The organism is Variovorax sp. CCNWLW235, assembly GCF_037204085.1.
GTDB lineage: Bacteria > Pseudomonadota > Gammaproteobacteria > Burkholderiales > Burkholderiaceae_C > Variovorax.
Genome location: NZ_JBBCBW010000018.1, coordinates 80370 through 101518, shown reverse-complemented (window position 1 = coordinate 101518; position 21149 = coordinate 80370). Strand labels below are relative to the sequence as shown.

The 21149-nt window shown below is 64.5% G+C and carries 19 protein-coding genes; 10 read left to right on the top strand and 9 right to left on the bottom strand.

From position 1 onward, the window contains the following. Position 1: 1 nt before the first annotated feature. A complete protein-coding gene (locus V9L21_RS19295) occupies positions 2-847 on the top strand; it encodes an ABC transporter ATP-binding protein (protein WP_337314561.1) in 846 nt (281 codons plus the stop codon). Then, positions 844-2664: an AMP-dependent synthetase/ligase gene (locus V9L21_RS19290; protein WP_337314560.1), complete on the top strand. Its 1821-nt coding sequence runs from the start codon at positions 844-846 to the stop codon at positions 2662-2664. Before V9L21_RS19295 ends, V9L21_RS19290 begins: the two co-directional genes overlap by 4 nt. A 15-nt stretch (positions 2665-2679) precedes the next feature. Here the strand turns inward: V9L21_RS19290 and V9L21_RS19285 are convergent, their stop codons facing one another. Further along, a complete protein-coding gene (locus V9L21_RS19285; RefSeq protein ID WP_443305202.1) occupies positions 2680-3021 on the bottom strand; it encodes a hypothetical protein in 342 nt (113 codons plus the stop codon). Between the two features lie 6 nt (positions 3022-3027). Then, entirely contained in the window at positions 3028-5649 is a 2622-nt protein-coding gene (gene clpB, locus V9L21_RS19280; protein WP_337314558.1) for an ATP-dependent chaperone ClpB, read from the bottom strand. Positions 5650-5759: 110 nt separating this feature from the next. Between clpB and V9L21_RS19275 the strand changes: the two genes are divergently transcribed. The 4 genes from V9L21_RS19275 (at position 5760) to V9L21_RS19260 (ending at position 10187) form a co-directional block, all read left to right on the top strand. Continuing rightward, a complete protein-coding gene (locus V9L21_RS19275) occupies positions 5760-6752 on the top strand; it encodes a Bug family tripartite tricarboxylate transporter substrate binding protein (protein WP_337314557.1) in 993 nt (330 codons plus the stop codon). Between the two features lie 436 nt (positions 6753-7188). Continuing rightward, positions 7189-7902 carry a hypothetical protein gene (locus V9L21_RS19270; protein WP_337314556.1) on the top strand — a complete coding sequence of 238 codons (714 nt, stop codon included), beginning with the start codon at positions 7189-7191 and terminating at the stop codon, positions 7900-7902. Between the two features lie 3 nt (positions 7903-7905). Beyond that, on the top strand, positions 7906-9591 hold the full coding sequence (locus V9L21_RS19265) for a hypothetical protein (protein ID WP_337314555.1): 1686 nt from the start codon (positions 7906-7908) through the stop codon (positions 9589-9591). Positions 9592-9644: 53 nt separating this feature from the next. Continuing rightward, entirely contained in the window at positions 9645-10187 is a 543-nt protein-coding gene (locus tag V9L21_RS19260; RefSeq protein WP_337314554.1) for a hypothetical protein, read from the top strand. A gap of 12 nt (positions 10188-10199) precedes the next feature. Here the strand turns inward: V9L21_RS19260 and V9L21_RS19255 are convergent, their stop codons facing one another. Next, the gene (locus V9L21_RS19255; RefSeq protein WP_337314553.1) at positions 10200-10676 is read right to left on the bottom strand and encodes a molybdenum cofactor biosynthesis protein MoaE; all 477 of its coding nucleotides are present in this window, start codon (positions 10674-10676) and stop codon (positions 10200-10202) included. 153 nt (positions 10677-10829) lie between these two features. Here V9L21_RS19255 and V9L21_RS19250 point away from each other — a divergent pair, with 153 nt between their 5' ends. After that, on the top strand, positions 10830-11825 hold the full coding sequence (locus V9L21_RS19250; RefSeq protein ID WP_337314552.1) for a 4-hydroxy-tetrahydrodipicolinate synthase family protein: 996 nt from the start codon (positions 10830-10832) through the stop codon (positions 11823-11825). Here the strand turns inward: V9L21_RS19250 and V9L21_RS19245 are convergent. The 6 genes from V9L21_RS19245 to V9L21_RS19220 all read right to left on the bottom strand — a co-directional run bounded on the left by V9L21_RS19245 (position 11812) and on the right by V9L21_RS19220 (position 17992). Then, positions 11812-12063 (bottom strand): MoaD/ThiS family protein, encoded by a 252-nt coding sequence (locus V9L21_RS19245; RefSeq protein ID WP_337314551.1) that lies wholly within the window; start codon positions 12061-12063, stop codon positions 11812-11814. The genes V9L21_RS19250 and V9L21_RS19245 overlap by 14 nt on opposite strands. A 14-nt stretch (positions 12064-12077) precedes the next feature. Beyond that, positions 12078-13355 carry a molybdopterin molybdotransferase MoeA gene (locus V9L21_RS19240; RefSeq protein WP_337314550.1) on the bottom strand — a complete coding sequence of 426 codons (1278 nt, stop codon included), beginning with the start codon at positions 13353-13355 and terminating at the stop codon, positions 12078-12080. Next, on the bottom strand, positions 13348-13893 hold the full coding sequence (gene mobB, locus V9L21_RS19235) for a molybdopterin-guanine dinucleotide biosynthesis protein B (protein ID WP_337314549.1): 546 nt from the start codon (positions 13891-13893) through the stop codon (positions 13348-13350). The genes V9L21_RS19240 and mobB overlap by 8 nt, the downstream gene beginning before the upstream one ends. Before the next feature lie 84 nt (positions 13894-13977). Next, the gene (gene thrC, locus V9L21_RS19230; protein WP_337314548.1) at positions 13978-15393 is read right to left on the bottom strand and encodes a threonine synthase; all 1416 of its coding nucleotides are present in this window, start codon (positions 15391-15393) and stop codon (positions 13978-13980) included. Positions 15394-15414: 21 nt separating this feature from the next. Then, a complete protein-coding gene (locus tag V9L21_RS19225) occupies positions 15415-16737 on the bottom strand; it encodes a homoserine dehydrogenase (protein WP_337314547.1) in 1323 nt (440 codons plus the stop codon). Between the two features lie 25 nt (positions 16738-16762). Continuing rightward, positions 16763-17992 carry a pyridoxal phosphate-dependent aminotransferase gene (locus V9L21_RS19220; RefSeq protein ID WP_337314546.1) on the bottom strand — a complete coding sequence of 410 codons (1230 nt, stop codon included), beginning with the start codon at positions 17990-17992 and terminating at the stop codon, positions 16763-16765. A 100-nt stretch (positions 17993-18092) separates the two neighbouring features. On the opposite strand from V9L21_RS19220, the gene V9L21_RS19215 reads away from it, so the two are divergent. From V9L21_RS19215 to V9L21_RS19205, 3 genes are all read left to right on the top strand, one after another. Next, the gene (locus tag V9L21_RS19215; RefSeq protein ID WP_337314545.1) at positions 18093-18476 is read left to right on the top strand and encodes an Mth938-like domain-containing protein; all 384 of its coding nucleotides are present in this window, start codon (positions 18093-18095) and stop codon (positions 18474-18476) included. 135 nt (positions 18477-18611) lie between these two features. Further along, entirely contained in the window at positions 18612-19088 is a 477-nt protein-coding gene (locus V9L21_RS19210; protein WP_007830801.1) for a peroxiredoxin, read from the top strand. Positions 19089-19299: 211 nt separating this feature from the next. After that, positions 19300-21099: a PhoH family protein gene (locus V9L21_RS19205; protein WP_337314544.1), complete on the top strand. Its 1800-nt coding sequence runs from the start codon at positions 19300-19302 to the stop codon at positions 21097-21099. Positions 21100-21149: the final 50 nt, after the last annotated feature.

Genomic DNA, 21149 nt, shown 5'->3' with positions numbered 1-21149 from the left:
CATGAACCTGTCCGCGGCTGCGCCCGCCTTCGAAAGAGCTGACCTTGTCTTGGAGGTCAACAACATCGAGGTGGTCTACAACAAGGTCGTGCAGGTGCTGCGCGGGCTGTCGCTCGCCGTGCCACGCGGACAGATCGTGGCGCTACTGGGCAGCAACGGCGCAGGAAAGTCGACCACGCTGAAAGCAGTGTCGGGGCTGCTGGCGCTGGAGGACGGCGAGGTGGAAGCGGGCCGCATCGTGTTCGACGGTGCACCCACCGCACAGCTGGCGCCGCAGCAACTCGTGCGGCGCGGCCTCAGCCATGTGATGGAAGGCCGGCGCGTTTTCGAGGACCTTACCGTCGAGGAAAACCTCGTGGCGGCGACCTATGCGCTGACGGGCCGCACAGGCACCGCAACCCCACGCAACTTCGACGACGTATATGCCTATTTCCCTCGCCTGCACGAACGCCGCAAGGGCCTGGCAGGCTACCTTTCCGGCGGCGAGCAGCAGATGCTGGCCATCGGCCGCGCGCTGGTCGCGCAACCGAAGCTCATCCTGCTCGACGAACCCTCGCTCGGCCTTTCGCCCAAGCTGGTGGAGGACATCTTCACGATCATCGCGCGCATCAATGCAGAGCGCGGCACCTCGATGCTGCTGGTCGAGCAGAACGCGAGCGTGGCGCTGGCCATTGCGCACACGGGCTACATCATGGAAAGCGGCAAGGTGGTGATCGACGGCAGCGCCGAGCGTCTGGCTGCCGACCCCGATGTGCGCGAGTTCTACCTGGGCGTGGGCGGCAGCGGCGAATCGCGCAGCTTCCGCGCGCTCAAGCACTACAAGCGCCGCAAGCGCTGGCTCTCATGACCGATGCTGCGCTTCCCTCGCTGACATTGCCGCAGATGCTGCGCGAGCAGGCGCGCTTGCGGCCCCACCGCATCGCAATCCGGCAGAAGGACTTTGGCATCTGGCATCCGCTGGACTGGCGCGGCTACCTGCGGCGCGCCACGCACTTCGGCCTTGGGTTGCATGCGATGGGCCTTGCGCCGGGCGGCCACCTCGGTGTGATCTCGGAGAACCGGGTCGAATGGCTCATCGCGCAGATGGGCGCGGGGCTGACCGGTGCGGTCACCGTCGGCGTGTACCCAACCAGCCCGAGCAACGAGGTGGCCTACGTGGTCGCGCATGCGGACATCGAAGTGATCGTCTGCGAGGACCAGGAGCAGACCGACAAGGTGCTGGACGCCATCGACCAGTTGCCGCGCCTGCGCAGGATCGTGGTGATCGAGACCAAGGGCCTGGCGAGCTACCCGCCCGAGGTGCGTGCGCTTGTCTCGACCTTCGCGGAAGTAGAGCAGGCCGGCGCGGAGGCAGAGGCGCGCGACGGCACCGCACTCGTCGACGCCGCGCTCGCGCGCCAGACGCTGGCCGACATCGGCTTGATGATCTACACCTCGGGCTCCACCGGCAAGCCCAAGGGCGCAATGATCTCGTACCGCAACATACGCGGCGTGGTGCCCGGCATCGTCGAGCGGCTGGCGCTGGACGGCGACACCACGCACCTGTCGTACCTGCCGCTGTGCCACGTGGCCGAGCAGATGCTCACGGCCTTTGTGCCGCTGTACCTGGGCTCGCAGGTGAACTTCGGCGAATCGATCCGCACCGTGCAGGAAGACCTGCGCGAAGTCGCTCCCACCATGTTCCTGGGCGTGCCGCGCATCTGGGAAAAGCTGCACGCCGGCATCAGCATCAAGATGCAGGAGGCCGGCCGGCTGCAGCGTGCGCTGTTCAACCGTGCGATTGCCGCCTGCGCGCCGTTGGCCGAAAAGCCGCGCAACACATGGACCGTGGCCGAGCGCGGCCGCTTCGCACTGCACTACTGGACGGTGCTGCGCGCGCTGCAGAACTTCATCGGCCTGCGGCGCGCGCGCATTGCGCTCACCGGCGCGGCGCCGATTCCGCCCGACGTGGTGCGCTTCTTTCGCACGCTGGGCGTGCCGCTGGTGGAGGTGTACGGGCTCACCGAATCGACCGGCATGATCGCGGGCCATTGCCGCGATGCCGTGAAGATAGGCACCGTCGGCGTGCCCACGCTGGGCACCGAACACCGCATTGGCGAAGCGGGCGAGTTGCTGGTGCGCGGCGACATGGTGTTCGAGGGCTACTACAAGAACCCCGAGGCCACCGCCGCTTCCATACGCGACGGCTGGCTGTACACGGGCGACGTGGTGCGGCAAGAAGACGGCCAACTGCGCATCGTCGACCGGCTCAAGGACATCATGATCACGGCCGGCGGCAAGAACCTCACGCCCTCGGAAATCGAGAACACCATGAAGGGCAGCCCCTTCATCAAGGAATGCATCGTGGTGGCGGACGGACGCAAGTTCGTCGGCGCACTGCTGCAGATCGACTACGAAACGGTGGGCAAGTGGGCCGAGGCGGAGCGCATTCCGTTCACGCATTTCCGCTCGCTGGTGGAAGAGCCGCGCGTGCGCGCGCTCATCGAATCGGAAGTTTCACGCGGCAACGACAAGCTCGCGCAGGTATCGCAGATCCGGCGTTTTCACCTGCTCACAAAAGAGTTGGACCACGACGACGGCGAAGTCACCGCAACCATGAAGGTGCGGCGCTCCAGCATCTACAAGGCTTACGCGGAAGAAATCGAGGCGCTGTACCGCGCCTGATCGGTGCCGGACGGCTTACTCGCCGCGAGCAGGCCGGGCCCGCACGTCGGTCACGTCGCCGGCCGGACGCAGCGACAGCGGGCTGCGCCCCGATTCGCCGCGCGCGCGCGCATTGGTAACGTCCGAAGCGGTCGGCTCCGGCGGCTGTGCCGCATTGCGAAAACGCTCGAAGCCCGAGCGCGGGTTGAAGCGCCCGCCCATTGAGGCCACCCAGGGCGTCACGGGCTTGCCCGTGATCCGGCCCCAGGCGTAGCGCACGCCCCACACGGCAGCCAGCAGCGTGACCGCCACCGCCAGGCTGGCCGCGAAAACCAACCCCAGGAGCAGAAGAATGACGCGAAAAATGAAGTTCATCATCCGACTTTAGGCCGCAACGGCCTCCGATGGTTCCCCGGCCTTCGTAAACGAAAAATGGCCAGGGTTCCGGATCGGGTCGGTATTGACTTCGATCGTGTCCTTCGGCCCGAAGCTGCCGTCGAGCAGCAGCTTCGAGAGCGGGTTCTCGATGCGCTGCTGGATGGCGCGCTTCAGCGGACGAGCGCCGAACACCGGGTCGAAACCGACCTTGGCAATCTCGGCCAGCGCCGCGGGCGAAACCTCGAGCGCCAGGTCCATCTTGGCGAGCCGCGACTGCAGCACCTTGAGCTGGATCGCGGCAATCGATTCGATGTTCTTCGCGTCGAGCGCGTGGAACACGACCGTCTCGTCGATGCGGTTCAGGAACTCGGGGCGGAAGTAGTTCTTCAGCTCATCCCACACCGCTTCCTTGATCTCCTCGGCCGGCTGGCCCACCATCGACTGGATGATGGGCGAGCCGATGTTGCTCGTCATCACGATTACGGTGTTCTTGAAGTCCACCGTGCGGCCCTGGCCGTCGGTCAGGCGGCCGTCGTCGAGCACCTGCAGCAGCACGTTGAACACATCGGGGTGCGCCTTTTCGACCTCGTCGAGCAGCACCACGCTGTAGGGCTTGCGGCGCACGGCCTCCGTGAGGTAACCGCCCTCTTCATAGCCCACGTAGCCCGGCGGCGCGCCGATCAGGCGGGCGACCGAGTGCTTCTCCATGAACTCACTCATGTCGATGCGGATCAGGTGGTCTTCGCTGTCGAACAGGAAGCCCGCAAGCGCCTTGCACAGCTCGGTCTTGCCCACGCCCGTCGGGCCGAGGAACAGGAACGAACCGGTCGGGCGGTTCGGATCACTCAAGCCCGAGCGCGAGCGCCGGATGGCATTGGCCACCGCGCCAATGGCTTCGTCCTGCCCCACCACGCGTTCGTGCAGCTTGTCTTCCATCACGAGCAGCTTGTCGCGTTCGCCCTGCATCAGCTTGGCGACCGGAATGCCGGTGGCGCGCGCCACGACCTCGGCAATTTCTTCCGACCCGACCTGCGTGCGCAGCAGCGTGGGCGCGCTCGACTTGCCCTTGTTCGCTTCGCTTTCCTCGGCTTCGTGCAGGCGCTTTTCGAGCGCCGGCAGCTGGCCGTATTGCAGCTCGGCGAGCTTGTTGAAGTCGCCCTTGCGCTTCCACTCTTCGATTTCGAACTTGATCTTGTCGATGTCTTCGCGGATCTTCGCGCTGCCTTGCGCCTGCGCCTTCTCGGCCTGCCAGATCTCGTCGTAGTCGGCAATCTCCTTCTGCAGGCGCGCAATCTCGTCCTCGATCAGGCCGAAGCGCTTCTGCGAGGCCTCGTCTTTTTCGCGGCGCACGGCTTCGCGCTCGATCTGCAGCTGGATCAGGCGACGATCGAGACGGTCCATCACCTCGGGCTTGGAGTCCATCTCGATCTTGATCTTGGCCGCGGCCTCGTCGATCAGGTCGATGGCCTTGTCGGGCAGGAAGCGGTCGGTGATGTAGCGGTCGCTCAGCTCCGCAGCGGCCACGATGGCCGGGTCGGTGATCTGCACGCCGTGGTGCACTTCGTACTTTTCCTGCAGGCCGCGCAGGATGGCGATGGTGGCTTCGACGCTCGGCTCGCCCACGATGATCTTCTGGAAACGGCGCTCCAGCGCGGCGTCCTTCTCGATGTACTTGCGGTATTCGTCGAGCGTGGTGGCACCCACGCAATGCAGCTCGCCGCGCGCGAGCGCCGGCTTGAGCATGTTGCCGGCATCCATGGCGCCTTCGGCCTTGCCGGCGCCGACCATGGTGTGCAGCTCGTCGATGAAGACGATGGTCTGGCCTTCGTCCTTGGCCAATTCGTTCAGCACCGTCTTCAGCCGCTCTTCGAACTCGCCGCGGAACTTGGCGCCGGCCAGCAGCGCGGCCATGTCGAGCGACAGCACCCGCTTGCCCTTGAGCGACTCGGGCACCTCGCCCGCGACGATGCGCTGCGCCAGGCCCTCGACGATGGCGGTCTTGCCTACGCCGGGCTCACCGATGAGCACCGGGTTGTTCTTGGTGCGGCGCTGCAGCACCTGGATGGCGCGGCGGATTTCCTCGTCGCGGCCAATGACCGGGTCGAGCTTGCCCAGCCGGGCACGCTCGGTCAGGTCGAGGCAGTATTTCTTGAGGGCTTCGCGCTGGCCTTCGGCATCGGCGCTGTTCACGCCCTGCCCGCCGCGCACGGCGTCGATGGCCGATTCGAGCGACTTGCGGCTCAGGCCGTTTTCCTTCGCGATCCGGCCGATGTCGGATTTGCTGTCGGCCACGGCCAGGAGGAAGAGTTCGCCCGCAATGAACTGGTCGTTGCGCTTGATGGCTTCTTTCTCGGTGGCCTGCAGCAGCTTGCCGAGCTCGGGGCCGACCTGCACGATGTCATGGCCCTGCACCTGCGGCAGCTTCTTGATGGCGGCCTCGGCCGCACCCGCCAGGCCCTGCACGTTGACGCCGGCGCGCTCCAGCAAGGCGCGCGGGCCGTCTTCCTGGCGCAGCATGGCGACCAGCAGGTGGGCCGGTTCGATATAGGCGTTGTCGTTGCCGAGCGCGAGCGTCTGGGCGTCGCTCAGCGCTTCCTGGAACTTGGTGGTGAGTTTGTCTTGTCGCATGGTGGTATTCCTGCACTCAAAATAGGACTGTTCGGGCGCGATTCAAGATGTCCGGCGCATCGGGCACGGCTATTGCACTGTGCCTCGTCATTTTTCGAATGGAGTCGATCATGGTTTTTTCAATGCTGCGCCCTCATCCGGTTCGCCGGGCGCTCGGCGTCGGTCTGTTTGTAGCGGCCCTGGGCCTCGCAGGCGTTGCGCAGGCGCAAGGCACGCCCGTCCGCATCCTGGTCGGCTTTCCGGCCGGCGCGGGCACGGACGCCATTGCACGCACGCTGGGCGAAAAACTCAAGGACGTATTGGGCGTGCCGGTGGTGGTTGAGAACCGCGCCGGCGCGGGCGGGCAGATTGCAGCCCAGGCGCTCAAGGCGGCCCCGGCCGACGGCCATACGCTGTTCCTTTCGCACGACCACTCGATTTCCATCCTGCCGCAGGTGGTGAAGAACCCGGGCTTCAACCCGTCGACCGACTTCGTGCCCGTGGCCGGCTTCGCCACTTTCGCCAACGTGCTCGCAGTGTCGGGCGGCACGCCGGCCAAGAGCATTGACGAGTACGTGAAGTGGATTCGCACCCAGCGCGGCGGCAAGGAGACCATCGGCATCCCGGCACCGGCCTCGATTCCCGAGTTCCTGGTGAAGATGATCTCGGAAAAATACAAGATCGACGTGCAGCCCGCGCCCTACCGCGGCAGCGCGCCCATGACGGCGGACATGCTGGGCAACCAGATCACAGCGGGCATTGCCTCGGTGCCCGACTTCATCGAGAACCACAAGGCGGGCAAGGTGCGCATCGTGGCCTCCATCGGCGCCAAGCGCCAGGCCGTGCTGCCGAACGTGCCCACCTTCACCGAACTGGGCTTCTCGAACCTGGAAGACCTGCCTTACTACGGCATCTTCGCGCCCGTGGGCACGCCGCAGCCGGTCATCGACAAATACGGCGAGGCGCTGCAGAAGGTGCTGGCCATGCCCGATGTGAAGCAGAAGCTGACCACGATGGGGCTCACCGTGGCGTATGAGCCGCAAGGCCAGTTTGCAGGCCGCGTGCGCAGCTATACGCAGACATGGGAGCGGATCATTCAGTCGAGTGGGTTCAAGCCTCTTTGACCGCTCTTGCTCCCTCTCCCTCTGGGAGAGGGTTGGGGTGAGGGCATGTGCCGCCGATGAGGCGCAGTGCTCCACCAGGGCTGCCGCCCTCACCCTGCCCTCTCCCCAATGGAGAGGGAAAAGAGAATCCAGCATTGCTGGCCGTGATGCCTCAGCGCGCCAGCCCCGACGTAGGCGTCGCGACAGCCGCTCGCCGTGAAGTTCTGTAGCTGGAGCAAGTACCGGAGATAGCACACGCTCCGGATGGCTTACGCGCCAGCTGTAGATCTGCATTCTTTCACGGTTCATTTGCCGCAGTCGGGGCGGCAGTACGGCATTGACTATTTCGGCCAACACAATGGGTCATGACCACCCTCAATCCCCAACTGCAAAAACGGCGTTGGCTCAGTTCGCAGCCCAGTCCGCGTGGATCGCGCCTGACCCAGGACGCATCCCGATGATTGCCCGCAAGCTCATATTGCCGATGCTTGCAACGCTGGCTTTGAGCGCCTATGCCCAAGCCCCCGCTCCGCCCCCCGAAGTCAAGCAGGCGCCCTCCATGAACAATTTCGCAGAGGCCTACCGTCATCGCACGCTGGATGAAAACCCCGACCTTACGCCCGAAGAGGTCGGCTGGCGAATGCTCAAGCTGATCGACAGCCTAAAGTCTTTCGACGAGTTGTCATTGGAGCGGATTCGAGAAGCAACACGATTGCCCATGTACCCTGTGCCCAAGACCAGTAGTCACATCTTTGACATGAATCTACCGGGATCGGGTTGGTACTACGTCCTTTCGTACTATGACGATCCCGAATTGCAAAATTCGAAGAACGCTTCTTATCAGTTCCTCAACGAGAACGAATCAGCAGACATGACTCCAGTCTGCGCTATGGACTACGACGCCTATGTAACGGCGCTAAGGAGCATGGGTTTCCAGGAACGGGAGGACTTGGCCCAATACGACGCCTTACATCCTTATCCGCGCCGCAATGAACGAACGGGACGACTTGAGGAGCCACCACCGCAATTTAGACGCCTGCCGGTTTATTTTTTTACACGAAAAAACATCAAGGTCCAGATTCTCCGCCGACGCGAAGCAGATGCCCCTGACGGAAAGCTGCATCACGCCTGTGTTGAATCCATCGGAGTCAGCCGATACGGCAAGGAATAAGCGATGGCTAACCCCAATTCCCAGCTGCAAGCGGCCCTTGCCCAGTTCGCCGCCCAACCCGGCGTCACTCCCGCGCAGGAAGCACAACTGCGTGCCACCGTCGCCAGCGATGCCCGGTTGCTGGAACATCTGAATCAGAACGCCGCCGCAGGCCATCTCAAGGGCTTTGCCCCGTCGCAGGTCGGTGCCCAATCGAATCTGGTGGGCACCTATGACAAGACTTCCGGCGTTGTCACCTTACCGGCCAGCAGTTTTGCTCCTACCGGCGCAGTTTTCAGTGCAGACTTGATCGCAACGCTGCGCTTGCAGGACATGTCCTTGCGCTTTGCGCACAGCGACTACGACGACCCTGTCAACAAGCTCTGTCGTCCGATTACGCAGGAGATGGTGAACAACCTGCAGTCAACCATCAACGGCTCACCAGCGCTGGCGCAAGAGATCAAGAAGGCGGTCACGCCGCCGGGGCCTGGACAAGCAGCACCCTTGCAGTACTTTGTGCCGCTCAGCGGAACGGTGGCCGGTGGCACCTACGACGGCAACACAAAGACGATGAGCCTGCCGCCAACGAGTCTTTCATCCCCGTTCAATTCAGCGGACATGACCTTTGTGCTGGGCCATGAAGTCCAACATGCCTTCAACCATGCCGCCATGACTGCAGCCAGTCAGTCCTTCAACACCGAGACTTGGCAGATCGCCCAAAGCAACAGCCTCGCGCACGACTACACAGCCCCCATCGGCAAACTGACCCACGCGTCGCGCGAGGATGAGGCCAGTGCGCAGATTGCGGGATGGAATGCGCTGCTGAGTCAGCAGCAGAAGATCAAGCCCACGGCAGGGCTCGACGACATGCTGAAATTGCAATGGCAGACTCAAAGGGTTCTCGATTTCGTCGAATTCAACCGAACTACTAAATCAGCCCAACCTCACCCCGGCGTGACCTTCAACCCCGACGCCACCCTGTCGCAGACCCCCGCCAACATTGCCGCGGCGGGGCAGTATTACTTCGACAAGCCGCCCAAGGGCACACCCGGCATACCTGCCAATCAAACCACCGGCATCGGCTTTCACGGCGACTCCGACTACCGCAACTACTACGGCGCCCATGCGGTGGGGCGCGCCATCGATACGGAGCGCTCCTACGCCCAGCCCATCAACGGCCATGCGCCGAACATGCATGTCGATATGTCTCGCCTGGGCCTGCGCGAAGACTTGATGGAGCGGAACGGCATCACCATCGGAAAAAACCCCGGCACGCCGCAGCCTTACAACGACACCAGCCAGTTGCCGCCGGCACCGCGTCATTTCGATCACACCAACACGCCGGCCGGCGTGCCCAACAGCCATCAGCATGTGCCGGTGGTTCCCGGCGCGACGGGAACGTTTGGGACAAACGCTGGCGATCCGCGCGATCCGGAGTCTGTTCAGCCGTCCGGCAAACCACAGGCGCAGCAGGAACTCTCGCCCACAGCGGACTTCTCCGCCTATCTCGACCGCATGCTTGCCGCCGCGCAGTCAGGCGATGACGCTTCCTTCCGCAAGATGACCCAGACCTTGGCCGATCTACCACCCGGACGCGAGCTGCGCGCCGAAGCCGTTGCCACCATAGACCAACAGGAGCAATTGGCCGCACAGCATCAAGCCCAACTGCAGCAGGCCGCGCAGGTCAGTGGCCCGGTCATGCGCATGTAACACCCAGTAGATCGCCATTGAACGGGTCGGGACGGAGCGAAAAAGGGGAAGAAATGAACGAAGAAAAAAGCATGGTTTTGGTCAGCAAGATTGCGGCACTTGTCGAGCAGTTCGACCGTCGCTGCGAGCACGCCAGCGGACAGTTGCGCCAACTCGCGCAACAGATGCCGGCTGTGGTGCGGCAGTCGGCCGACGAGCACTTTCGCCGCATTCCCGACGAGGTGATGGGCGGCGTCCGATCAGGAATCGAGCGGCCGGTAGCCGCCTATGAACAGCGCTTGCGCGAGGCGGGCGAAAGGTTGCAGCAAGCGTCGAACGCACTCACCTCCCAACTGCAGCGCGCTGAAACGCTGCACAGGCAACTGATCTGGAAAGTTGCCGGCATCACACTGGGCAGTCTCGTGCTTCTTCTGGCTGGCGGGGGCTGGTTGTCCTGGCACTACTACGAGGAGATTCGTACCAATCAAGTGTCCGCCGACCTGCTCAAGGCTTACAACCAGGCAGATGTCACACTGTGCGATGGCCGCCTGTGCGCCAAAGTGGGCAAGAAGGACCGGCAGCGCTTTGGCGACTATGTTCTAGTCGAGCCTCGGTGAAAGCCGCGCGATTCACGCATTGCCGACATCAATGCCCCACCGCGCCAGCGCCGCATCGTCGCTGACGCGCGCATCCACCCATCGCGCGCCTTCAGGCGTCTGCTCTTTTTTCCAGAACGGCGCCTGCGTCTTCAGATAGTCCATCAGAAACTCGCAAGCCTCGAAGCTCTGACCGCGGTGGGCCGACACCACCGCCACCATCATGATCTGGTCGAGCGGCTGCAGCAGGCCCACGCGGTGGATCACGCGTGCACCCAAGATATCGAAACGCTTGTGTGCCTCGTCGATCATCGCCTCGATGGCCTTCTCGGTCATGCCGGGATAGTGCTCCAGCTCCATCGACGCGATGGTGCTGCCGTCGTTGCGATCCCTCACCGTTCCGACAAAGCTGCACACCGCACCCACGCGTTTGTCGCCGGCACGCAACGCGGCAACCTCCTGTCCCAGGTCGAAATCGGCTGTCTGGATCGAAACGCGTGCATCGCTCATGCCGGGATTGTGGCACCGCGCTAGACTTCGGCAATGCCCTGCCACGCCACGCTCTTCACGGTGCTTTCGCACTTCGAAAGCAGCCGTGCGCGCCAGGGCAGCAAAGCCAAAAAACCAAAGCTCGTCTGACCGGAGCTGCGGTTCCGTCGTCGGATGAGCGACGGAACCTGCAAAGGCCTTGGCCCCCATTGGGTTGCGCGCGCATCGAACGACGGTTCTTTTCCATCGGTCGATTCCTCGAAGGAAGCCTGCGTGCCGCAATCAACACACCTCTCCGCCAGTCCTGATTTCTCGGGCCTCTGGATTCCTCTTGTCACGCCGTTTCGCGGCGGCGCCGTCGACCACGCCGCGCTCTCGGCGCTGACACGCCGGCTCGCCGATGACGGCGTGACCGGCTTCGTGGTCTGCGCCTCGACGGGCGAAGCCGCCGCGCTCGATGAAGCGGAACAGCTGGCCGCGCTCGACACGGTGCAAGCTGCCGCCGGCGGGCTGCCGATCATCATGGGCCTGTCGGGCTACCACCTGGGCAAGATGACGGACTGGGTACGGCGGCTCGCCGAACGGCCGCTGGCGGGGCTGCAGGTGCCTGCGCCGCATTACATCCGGCCCTCGCAGGCGGGCCTCATTGAATGGTTCCGCGCCATTGCCGACGCCAGCGCCGTACCGGTGCTGGTCTACGACATTCCCTACCGCACCGGCGCGATCATTGCGCGCGAAACGCTGCTGGCGCTGGCGGAGCACCCGCGCATCCGCGGCATCAAAGACTGCGGCGGCGACACGGCCAAGACCCGGGCCGTGATTGCGGACGGCAGGCTCCAGGTGCTGTCCGGCGATGACCACCACATCTTCAGTACCGTGGCCGAAGGCGGCGTCGGTGCCATCGCGGCGAGCGGCCATGTGCAGACACGGCGCTTTGTGGAGGTGCTGCGCCTCTTGGCCGAGAACCGGCTTGCGGAAGCGCGCGCCGAATGGCAGCCGCTGCAGCCGTTGATAGAGATGCTGTTTGCCGAACCGAACCCGGCGCCGCTCAAGGCGCTGCTGGCGCACGACGGATCGATGAGCGACGAATTGCGTTCGCCGATGACCCGCGCGTCCAGTGCTTTGCGCGACCGTCTGGTGGAACTGAACGCCCGGCTCAGCCGCCTGTAACGGGCGGGAAGAAGGCGACTTCGGCGCCGTCGCGCAACGAGGCCGCCTCGTCGCTCATGACCTGGTCGAGCGCCATGCGCACCGCCTTGCCGCGTGCAAGGGCCGTGGCGTATGGCCCGCCGCGGGCAATGAGTTCGTCGCGCAGGGCGGCCAGCGTGCCGGCACCGGTCTCGACAGTTTCGCCGCCGGTGGAAAGCGCCTCGCGCACGGAGGCGAAATAACGGATCTGGACCTTCATGTCGGAAATGCGCTTCAGGCCAGCAGCGAGGCCAAGGGAATGAACTTCACCGTGTCGCCGGCCTTGAAGGACTGGCTGGGCGGGTTGTCGATGACGCCGTCGCCCCACACCATCGACGTCAGCACGCCGGAGCTCTGGTTGGCGAACAGGTCGAGTCCGCCGGCCGCGTTGCGCCGCGCGCGCAGAAACTCGCGGCGCTTGTCGGCGCGCGGCCAGTCGAAGTCGGCGCGCATCGGCACGGGCTCTGGCGCCACGCGCGTGGCGCCCTGCAGCGTCAGCAAAAAGGGCCGCACGAGCAGCAGAAAAGTCAGGAAGCTGGAAACGGGGTTGCCGGGCAGCCCGGTTACGTGGCAGCGGCCCTTCGCATCGCCTCCCGCCCTGGGGATCGATCCGTAGGCGAAAGGCTTGCCGGGCTTCATCGAGAGCGACCACAGCTGCAATTCGCCAAGCGCCTGCACCGCCGCCTTGATGTGGTCTTCTTCTCCCACGGACACGCCGCCCGTGGTGATGATCAGGTCGCTGCCCTCGGCGGCGCCGCGCAGCGCCTCGATGGTGGCTTCGCGCTTGTCGGGCACGATGCCCAGGTCGTTCACCTCGCAGCCCAGCCGATGCAGCAAGGCTCGCATGAAAAAGCGGTTGGAGTTGTAGATCGCGCCGGGCTTCATGGCCGCGGGCGCGACTTCGCCGGGCATCACCAGTTCGTCGCCGGTGGACAGCAGCGCCACGCGCGGACGCCGCGCCACCTGGAGCCGGTCGAAGCCGATGCTTGCGGCAAGGCCCAGTGCCGCGGGTGTCAGGCGCTCGCCCTTGCGCAGCACGACGTCGCCGGAGGCCACGTCTTCTCCGGCCCTGCGAATCCATTGGCCGGCAGTGGGAGCGATCTGGATGCGCACCGCGCCAAGCCCGCCTTCCTGCGGCACGGCCTGCGTGTCTTCCTGCATGACGACCGCATCGGCGCCTTCAGGAATCTGCGCGCCGGTGAAGATGCGTGCGGCCGTGCCGGCCGCCAGCGGCGTGCCCACGGTTCCGGCGGGAATGCGCTGCGCGACCTGAAGCAAGGCGCCCAGCGCGGCGCAGTCGGCCACGCGCACCGCATAGCCGTCCATCGAACTGTTGTCCCGGGGCGGCACGGTGAGCGCGGAGACTAGGTCTTGCGCGAGCACCCGGCCGTCCGCATCGAAGGTGGCAACGCTTTCGGCGGGCAGCACCGGCTGCGCCTTGCCGAGCAGGGTTGCCAGCGCTTCGTCGAGCGCCATCAGCGGCGGGCGCGAGTGAGGAGCGGTGTCAGCCATGATGTTCGGGGTTGTATTCGAAGCGGCTTCCGCTGTCGATCAGCCACTGCGCGATGCCCTCGATGTCGTCGAGGTCGAACATGGGCAGGTTGGTAGGCGCCGGCAGTCCTTCGGGTGCGTTGGTGGCAATGGCGGTCACGAAGGCATCGTCGATGTACTTCGAAGGCCGCGGCGGCTGGCCCGGGTCGGGGGCGCGCCAGACTTCGATCTTGAGCAGGTCGCTGTGCTTGAAGCCCTCGACCAGCACCCAGTCGACGCCGTCGTGAAGCTCTGCAATGAGGTCGTGAACCGTGAGCTGCGCGGGCTGCTCGAATTCGCGGATCAGCGCCAGCCGCTTGTCCGATGCCACCACCACCTCGAAAGCACCCGCCTCGCGGTGGCGGTAGGTGTCCTTGCCGGGATGGTCGATGTCGAACTTGTGGTGCGCATGCTTGACCACCGACACGCGCTGCCCATGGAGCTTGAGTACCGGAATCAGGCGCTCGACCAGCGTGGTCTTGCCCGAACCCGAGTACCCGGAAAAGCCGATCACCTTCATGACGAGTTCCTGTGGCTGCTACCTGGGCAACAGCCGAATGCGAATGCGCGGATGCGGGACAGCCATTGCGGCAAATGGCGAAGATCAGTCGCAGTTCTGGGCGATGTAGGCCTTCACGGCCTCCACATCGGCCGGAAGCTTGACCACGCGCTTGGGCAGCGCCTCGATGCCTTCGAACCTGGCCGGACGCGCGGGCTCATGGCCGAGTGCTTCTACCAGTGTGGCGGCAAACTTGATCGGCAGCGCGGTCTCGAGCACCACCATCGGCACGCCGGGGGTAAGGTGCTCGCGAGCGGCCTTGAGGCCGTCGGCCGTGTGCGGATCGACCAGCGTGGCAAAGCGCTTCTCGGTGTCGCGAATGGTCGCGAGGCGGTCGGCGTGCGTGCTGCGGCTGCTCTTGAAGCCGAAGCGTTCCGCGGCTTGCTTGAATGCGGGTTCGCCGCTCAGGTCGAAGCGCGCCTGGCTCCCCAGATGGTCGACGAACAGCGAACGAAGCTTGGCGGCATCGCGGCCCACCAGGTCGAACACGAAGCGCTCGAAGTTGCTGGCCTTGCTGATGTCCATCGAAGGGCTCGAGGTTTCGTGCGTGTCGGCCGCCGCGCGCACGCGGTAGATGCCGGTACGGAAGAACTCGTCGAGCACGTCGTTCTCGTTGGTGGCAACCACCAGCGTGTGGATGGGCAGGCCCATCATGCGCGCCACGTGGCCTGCGCACACGTTGCCGAAGTTGCCCGACGGCACGGTGAAGCTCACCGGCTTGTCGTTGCCCGCCGTGGCCTGGAAGTAGCCGGCAAAGTAGTAGACGACCTGCGCGAGCAGGCGCGCCCAGTTGATCGAGTTGACCGTGCCGATGCGGTACTTGCGCTTGAAGCCCAGGTCGTTGGACACCGCCTTGACGATGTCCTGGCAGTCGTCGAACACGCCGGTGATGGCGATGTTGTGGATGTTCTCGTCCTGCAGGCTGAACATCTGCGCCTGCTGGAAGGGGCTCATGCGGCCGTCCGGCGAGGTCATGAAGACCCGCACGCCCTTTTTGCCTCGCATGGCGTACTCGGCCGCGCTGCCGGTGTCGCCGCTGGTGGCGCCAAGAATGTTGAGCTCCGCACCGCGGCGGGCCAGTTCGTATTCGAACAGGTTGCCCAGCAACTGCATCGCCATGTCCTTGAAGGCCAGCGTGGGGCCGTTGGACAGGGCTTCGAGGTACACGCCGTCTTCCAACTCGCGCAACGGCACGATTTCTTCGCTGCCGAACACTTCGGGCGTGTAGGTCTTGGCGCAGATGGCTTTCAGGTCGGCCGGCGGAATGTCGTCGATGTAGAGCGAGAGAATCTCGAACGCCAGTTCCGCGTAGGGCAGGTCGCGCCATTTCGCGAGCGTGGCGGTGTCGACTTGCGGATAGTGCTCTGGCAGGTAGAGCCCGCCGTCCGGCGCAAGGCCCTCAAGCAGGATTTCGCAGAAACGCTTGCGGTCGGGGTGCCCGCGGGTGCTCAGGTAGTTCACGATGGTTCTCTTGCGCCGCCCTCAGGACAGCTCTTCCTTGCGGATACGCACGATCGGCTGCAGCACCGTGGGCAGGGCCTGCAGTTCGGCGAGCACGTCGTTTACCGTGCCTTCGCGCGCGTCGTGCGTGAGGATGATCAGGTCGGTTTGCGTGGAGCCCTCGCCGCCCACTTCGTCGGCTTCGCGCTGCAGCACCGCGTCGATGCTGATGCCGGCGGTGGCAAGCAGGCCCGTGACCTTGGCAAGCACGCCGGCCTGGTCGGCCACGCGCAGGCGCAGGTAGTAGCTGGTAACCACCTCGGCCATCGGCAGCACCTTCAGGTCGCTCATGGCGTCGGGGTGGAAGGCCAGGTGCGGCACGCGATGCGCGGCGTCAGCCGTGTGCAGGCGCGTGATGTCCACCAAGTCGGCAATCACCGCGCTGGCGGTCGGCTCGCTGCCCGCGCCCTTGCCGTAGTACAGCGTGGTGCCGACGGCATCGCCATGCACCACCACCGCGTTCATCGCACCTTCCACGTTCGCAAGCAGCCGCTTGGACGGCACCAGCGACGGGTGCACGCGCAGCTCGACGCCCTGCGCCGTGCGTTTAGTGATGCCGAGCAGCTTGATGCGGTAGCCGAGCTGTTCGGCGTACTTGATGTCTTGCGCGGCAAGCTTGGTGATGCCTTCGATGTGCGCCTTGTCGAACTGCACCGGAATGCCGAACGCGATGGCGCTCATCAACGTGACCTTGTGGCCGGCGTCGACGCCCTCGATGTCGAAGGTGGGGTCGGCTTCGGCGTAGCCCAGGCGCTGCGCCTCCTTGAGCACAGTGGCGAAATCCAGCCCCTTGTCTCGCATCTCGGAAAGGATGAAGTTGGTGGTGCCGTTGATGATGCCGGCCAGCCACTGGATGCTGTTGGCCGTGAGGCCTTCGCGCAGCGCCTTGATGATCGGAATGCCGCCGGCCACCGCGGCCTCGAAAGCCACCATCACGCCCTTGGCGTGCGCGGCTGCGAAAATCTCGGTGCCGTGCACGGCGAGCAGCGCCTTGTTGGCCGTGACCACGTGCTTGCCGGCCGCAATGGCCTCGAGCACCAGTTGCTTCGCAACGCCGTAGCCGCCAATCAGTTCGATGACGATGTCGATGTCAGGGTTGGCGATGACGTCGCGCGCGTCGGCGACGACACGCACGCCCTCGCCCGCCACTTCGCGCGCACGCGCCTGGTCGAGGTCGGCCACCATCGTGATCTCGATGCCCCGGCCCGCACGTCGCTTGATTTCTTCCTGATTGCGCAGCAGCACCTTGAAGGTGCCGCTACCGACCGTGCCTGCACCGAGCAGGCCTACTTGAATGGGTTTCATTGGAGATTCGCGTTAAGGGTTCGTGTCAGTCGGTCTTGCTGCGCAGGCGATACAGCTCCAGGAACTTGGCAATGCGGTGAATCGCTTCGCGCAGGTCGTCCTCGTGAGGCAGGAACACGATGCGGAAGTGGTCCGGCGTGGCCCAGTTGAAGCCCGTGCCCTGCACCAGCATGACCTTGGTTTCTCTCAGCAGCTCAAGAAAGAACTGCCGGTCGTCCTCGATGGGATAGATCTTCGGATCGAGCTTGGGAAACATGTAGAGCGCGGCGCTGGGCTTGACGCAGCTCACGCCTGGAATGGCCGTGATCAGCTCGTAGGCCAGGTCGCGCTGGCGCCGCAGGCGGCCGCCGTCGCCCACCAGGTCGTTGATGCTCTGGTAGCCGCCAAGCGCCGTCTGGATGGCCCATTGGCCGGGCACGTTGGCGCAAAGACGCATGTTCGAGAGCATGTTCAGGCCCTCGATGTAGTCTTGCGCGCGCTTCTTGTCGCCCGAGACCACGAGCCAGCCCGCGCGATAGCCGCAGGAACGGTAGCTCTTGGAAAGCGAATTGAAGGTGAGCGTGAGCACGTCGGTCGAAAGGCTCGCGATCGCGGTGTGCTTGACGTGGTCGTACAGCACCTTGTCGTAGACCTCGTCCGCGAAGATCACCAGGTCGTGTTCGCGCGCAATGGCCACGATGCTCTTGAGCAATTCGTCGGAATAGAGCGCACCCGTGGGGTTGTTGGGGTTGATGACCACGATGCCCTTGGTGCGGGGCGTGATCTTGGCGCGGATGTCGTCCAGGTCGGGCATCCAGCCGTTGGCCTCGTCGCACAGGTAGTGCACCGGCGTGCCGCCCGAAAGGCTCGATGCGGCCGTCCACAGGGGGTAGTCGGGCGCCGGCAGCAGCATTTCGTCGCCGTCGTTCAGCAGCGCGTTGGTGGCCATGGCAATCAGTTCGCTGGCACCGTTGCCCAGGTAGATGTCGTCGAGCGTGACGCCGGCAATGCCCTGCTTTTGCGTTTCGTGCATCACGGCCTTGCGCGCCGCAAAGATGCCCTTGCTGTCCGAATAGCCCGCCGAGGCCGGCAGGTTGCGGATCATGTCCTGCTGCACTTCCTCGGGCGCATCGAAACCGAACACGGCCAGGTTGCCGATGTTGAGCTTGATGATCTTCTGGCCCTCTTCCTCCATCTGCTTCGCGGCGTCCATGATGGGGCCGCGGATGTCGTAGAGCACATTGGCCAGCTTGGCCGATTTCTTGAACTGCTTCAAAGGGCCCTCCCGGGCGCGGGTTACTCGATGTCGAAAGGCCCTTGGAGGCCTCGTGTCACTGGGGAAAACCTATAATTTGACCACAGTTCCCAGTGCCCCGATGAAGCTCCAGCCCGACAAATCCGACGCCCAGTCCCTCACCGCTCACGGCCCCGGGTGGGTTGCGATCAACAACGAGAAGGTCGAAGGCAGCGTGGTGGTCGGCTCCCGGGGCGAGCGCTTCGAATGGAACTGCACCCGCTTCGAGCAGCTCGGGCCCGAGCATTTCGCCCAGCTGGCCTCGCTTGGCGCGGAATTGATCATTTTTGGAAGCGGATCGCGCATCCGCTTTCCGCAGGCCGCCTGGCTGCAACCGCTCATGGCAAAGCGCACCGGCGTGGAGACCATGGACACGCCCGCCGCCTGCCGTACCTACAACATCCTGGCCGGCGAAGGCCGCCATGTGATTGCCGCCCTGCTGGTCGAACCGCCCCAGGATGGCTGAGGGGGAGCTTTTCGGGGTAAAATACCGGGTTGCGAACAGGCCAGCTGCCCTCAGTTAGCAACGACCAATCCTCCATTCATCGAGTCTGCACTAAAGAGCTCGATTCAATGGAAACCAACGGAGAAAACAAGTTTCATGGCGATCGTTGTCAACAAACCCATTCCTGAATTCGACGCCAACGCCACGGGCGGCTTGAAAGTTTCGAATACCTCGCACCTCGGCCACGTGCTGGTCATGTATTTTTACCCGAAAGATAACACTCCGGGTTGCACGACCGAAGCCATGCAGTTCCGCGACCGCTACAAGGACTTCGAAAAAGCCGGCGCCACCGTGTTCGGCGTGTCCCGCGACAACATGAAGTCGCACGACGAGTTCAAGGCCAAGCTCGAACTCCCGTTCGAACTCATTGCCGACACCGAAGAAAAAATGTGCCACATGTTCGGCGTGGTCAAGAACAAGATCATGTACGGCAAGAAGGTCAAGGGCATCGAGCGCAGCACCTTCCTCATCGGCGCCGACGGCATCCTGAAGGCCGAATGGCGCGGCCTCAAGGTCCCCGGCCATGTCGACGACGTGCTCAAGGCCGTCAAGGCGCTCAAGAAGGCCGCCTGACGGTTACAAGAAGCGCCTTCTGTGCGCTTTTGCATTGCTTCGTGGGGAATGCCCAACGAACGGTGCAAAGAGCACGAGACGCGTCACCGCCGGTGTGCATAATGGCCTCATGCCGTTGAGCTCCACGACCGCATCCCCCGAACAAAGCCGCCTTGGTCTACAGGCGGCTTTTTCGTTTTCTGGTTTCCAACTCCTGCGAGCGACCTGACACATGCCACTGCCTCCCGCCCCCACGAAACGCGCCGCATTGCTCTCGCCGGATGCGCACGATGCACCCGCCCGCTCCTCGCACAAAGGATCGCGCCGCTCGGGCGAATCGCGCGCCGACTCCGCCTCGACGAGCGGCTCCCAGCCTTTGGAATTGTTCGACCGCAACGCCGCCGAAGCGGTAGGCGGCGGCGCGGAGGCCGCCCCTGCGAGCCGTGGCAGGTCGAAAACCGCCTCTTCCCGCAACCAGGAGCGCAGCCAGGACCGAAACCGGGAGCAGCGGCCGGCTGCCCGCAGCGAGCCCGAAGCACCGCCGGCGGCCTACGTGCCGACGCCGGCGCAAGTTGCAGTGCCGCAAACCCCGACCCGCACCAAGCGCGCCAAATCGAATGGACCGGCCAAGCTGTTCGTACTCGATACGAACGTGCTCCTGCACGACCCGATGTGCCTGTTCCGCTTCGAGGAACACGACATCTTCCTGCCGATGATCGTGCTCGAGGAACTGGACGGGCACAAGAAGGGCACCACGGAAGTCGCCCGCAACGGCCGCCAGACCAGCCGCACGCTCGACGCGCTGGCTGCGGCGCAGGACGCCGACATTGCCAAGGGCCTGAAACTCGACACCACGGGCCACCGCGAGGCCGGCGGCAAGCTGTTCTTCCAGACCGCGCCGCTCGACTATTCGCTGCCGGTCAGCCTGCCCCAGGGCAAGGCGGACAACCAGATCCTCGGCGTGGTCCAGGCCTTGCGCGACCAGTACGCCAAGGACCAGCCCGGCCGTCCGAAGCAAGAGGTGGTGCTGGTGTCGAAGGACATCAACATGCGCGTCAAGGCGCGCGCACTCGGGCTGGCCGCCGACGACTACCAGAACGACAAGACACTGGAAGACGGCGACCTGCTCTACGCAGGCTCGCTCGCGCTGCCGGCCGACTTCTGGACGCGCCAAAGCAAGACCGTCGAGAGCTGGCAAAGCGGCAGCAGCACCTTCTACCGCATCAGCGGTCCGCTGGTGCCCAACCTGTACATCAACCAGTTCGTGTACTTCGAGGCGCCCGGCGAGCCGAGCATGTATGCGCGCGTGACCGAAATCCGCGACAAGACCGCGGTGTTCAAGACGCTGAAGGACTACAGCTCGGGCAAGAACGCGGTGTGGGGCGTGAACACGCGCAACCGAGAGCAGAACTTCGCGATGAACCTGCTGATGGACCCGGAGGTCGACTTCGTCACCCTCACCGGCACTGCAGGCACCGGCAAGACGCTGATGGCGTTGGCCTCGGGCCTGACGCAGGTGCTCGACGACCGCCGCTACACCGAGATCATCATGACCCGCGCCACGGTGAGCGTGGGCGAGGACATCGGCTTCCTGCCCGGCACCGAAGAAGAAAAAATGGGCCCCTGGATGGGCGCGCTCGATGACAACCTCGAGTTCCTGGCCAAGGGCGATGGCGGCGGCGCCGGCGAATGGGGCCGCGCGGCCACCAACGAGCTGATTCGCAGCCGCATCAAGGTCAAGAGCATGAACTTCATGCGCGGCCGCACCTTCCTGAACAAGTACGTGATCATCGACGAAGCGCAGAACCTCACGCCCAAGCAGATGAAGACGCTGATCACCCGGGCCGGCCCGGGCACCAAGATCATCTGCATGGGCAACCTCGCGCAGATCGATACGCCGTACCTGACGGAAGGCTCTTCGGGCCTGACCTTCGCGGTCGACAAGTTCAAGGGCTGGCCGCACGGCGGGCACATCACGCTGGCGCGCGGCGAGCGTTCGCGGCTGGCCGACTTCGCGAGCGACGTGCTCTAAGCCGCTTTCCCGCGACCGGCGCCAAGCAACGGCCCGCGATGCTCCTCGGA

Coding starts and splice junctions, on each gene's coding strand:
- V9L21_RS19295 (WP_337314561.1), top strand. CDS start 2: ATGAACCTGTCCGCGGCTGCGCCCGCCTTCGAAAGAGCTGACCTTGTC.
- V9L21_RS19290 (WP_337314560.1), top strand. CDS start 844: ATGACCGATGCTGCGCTTCCCTCGCTGACATTGCCGCAGATGCTGCGC.
- V9L21_RS19285 (WP_443305202.1), bottom strand. CDS start 3,021: ATGATGAACTTCATTTTTCGCGTCATTCTTCTGCTCCTGGGGTTGGTT.
- clpB (WP_337314558.1), bottom strand. CDS start 5,649: ATGCGACAAGACAAACTCACCACCAAGTTCCAGGAAGCGCTGAGCGAC.
- V9L21_RS19275 (WP_337314557.1), top strand. CDS start 5,760: ATGGTTTTTTCAATGCTGCGCCCTCATCCGGTTCGCCGGGCGCTCGGC.
- V9L21_RS19270 (WP_337314556.1), top strand. CDS start 7,189: ATGATTGCCCGCAAGCTCATATTGCCGATGCTTGCAACGCTGGCTTTG.
- V9L21_RS19265 (WP_337314555.1), top strand. CDS start 7,906: ATGGCTAACCCCAATTCCCAGCTGCAAGCGGCCCTTGCCCAGTTCGCC.
- V9L21_RS19260 (WP_337314554.1), top strand. CDS start 9,645: ATGAACGAAGAAAAAAGCATGGTTTTGGTCAGCAAGATTGCGGCACTT.
- V9L21_RS19255 (WP_337314553.1), bottom strand. CDS start 10,676: ATGAGCGATGCACGCGTTTCGATCCAGACAGCCGATTTCGACCTGGGA.
- V9L21_RS19250 (WP_337314552.1), top strand. CDS start 10,830: ATGAGCGACGGAACCTGCAAAGGCCTTGGCCCCCATTGGGTTGCGCGC.
- V9L21_RS19245 (WP_337314551.1), bottom strand. CDS start 12,063: ATGAAGGTCCAGATCCGTTATTTCGCCTCCGTGCGCGAGGCGCTTTCC.
- V9L21_RS19240 (WP_337314550.1), bottom strand. CDS start 13,355: ATGGCTGACACCGCTCCTCACTCGCGCCCGCCGCTGATGGCGCTCGAC.
- mobB (WP_337314549.1), bottom strand. CDS start 13,893: ATGAAGGTGATCGGCTTTTCCGGGTACTCGGGTTCGGGCAAGACCACG.
- V9L21_RS19225 (WP_337314547.1), bottom strand. CDS start 16,737: ATGAAACCCATTCAAGTAGGCCTGCTCGGTGCAGGCACGGTCGGTAGC.
- V9L21_RS19215 (WP_337314545.1), top strand. CDS start 18,093: ATGAAGCTCCAGCCCGACAAATCCGACGCCCAGTCCCTCACCGCTCAC.
- V9L21_RS19210 (WP_007830801.1), top strand. CDS start 18,612: ATGGCGATCGTTGTCAACAAACCCATTCCTGAATTCGACGCCAACGCC.
- V9L21_RS19205 (WP_337314544.1), top strand. CDS start 19,300: ATGCCACTGCCTCCCGCCCCCACGAAACGCGCCGCATTGCTCTCGCCG.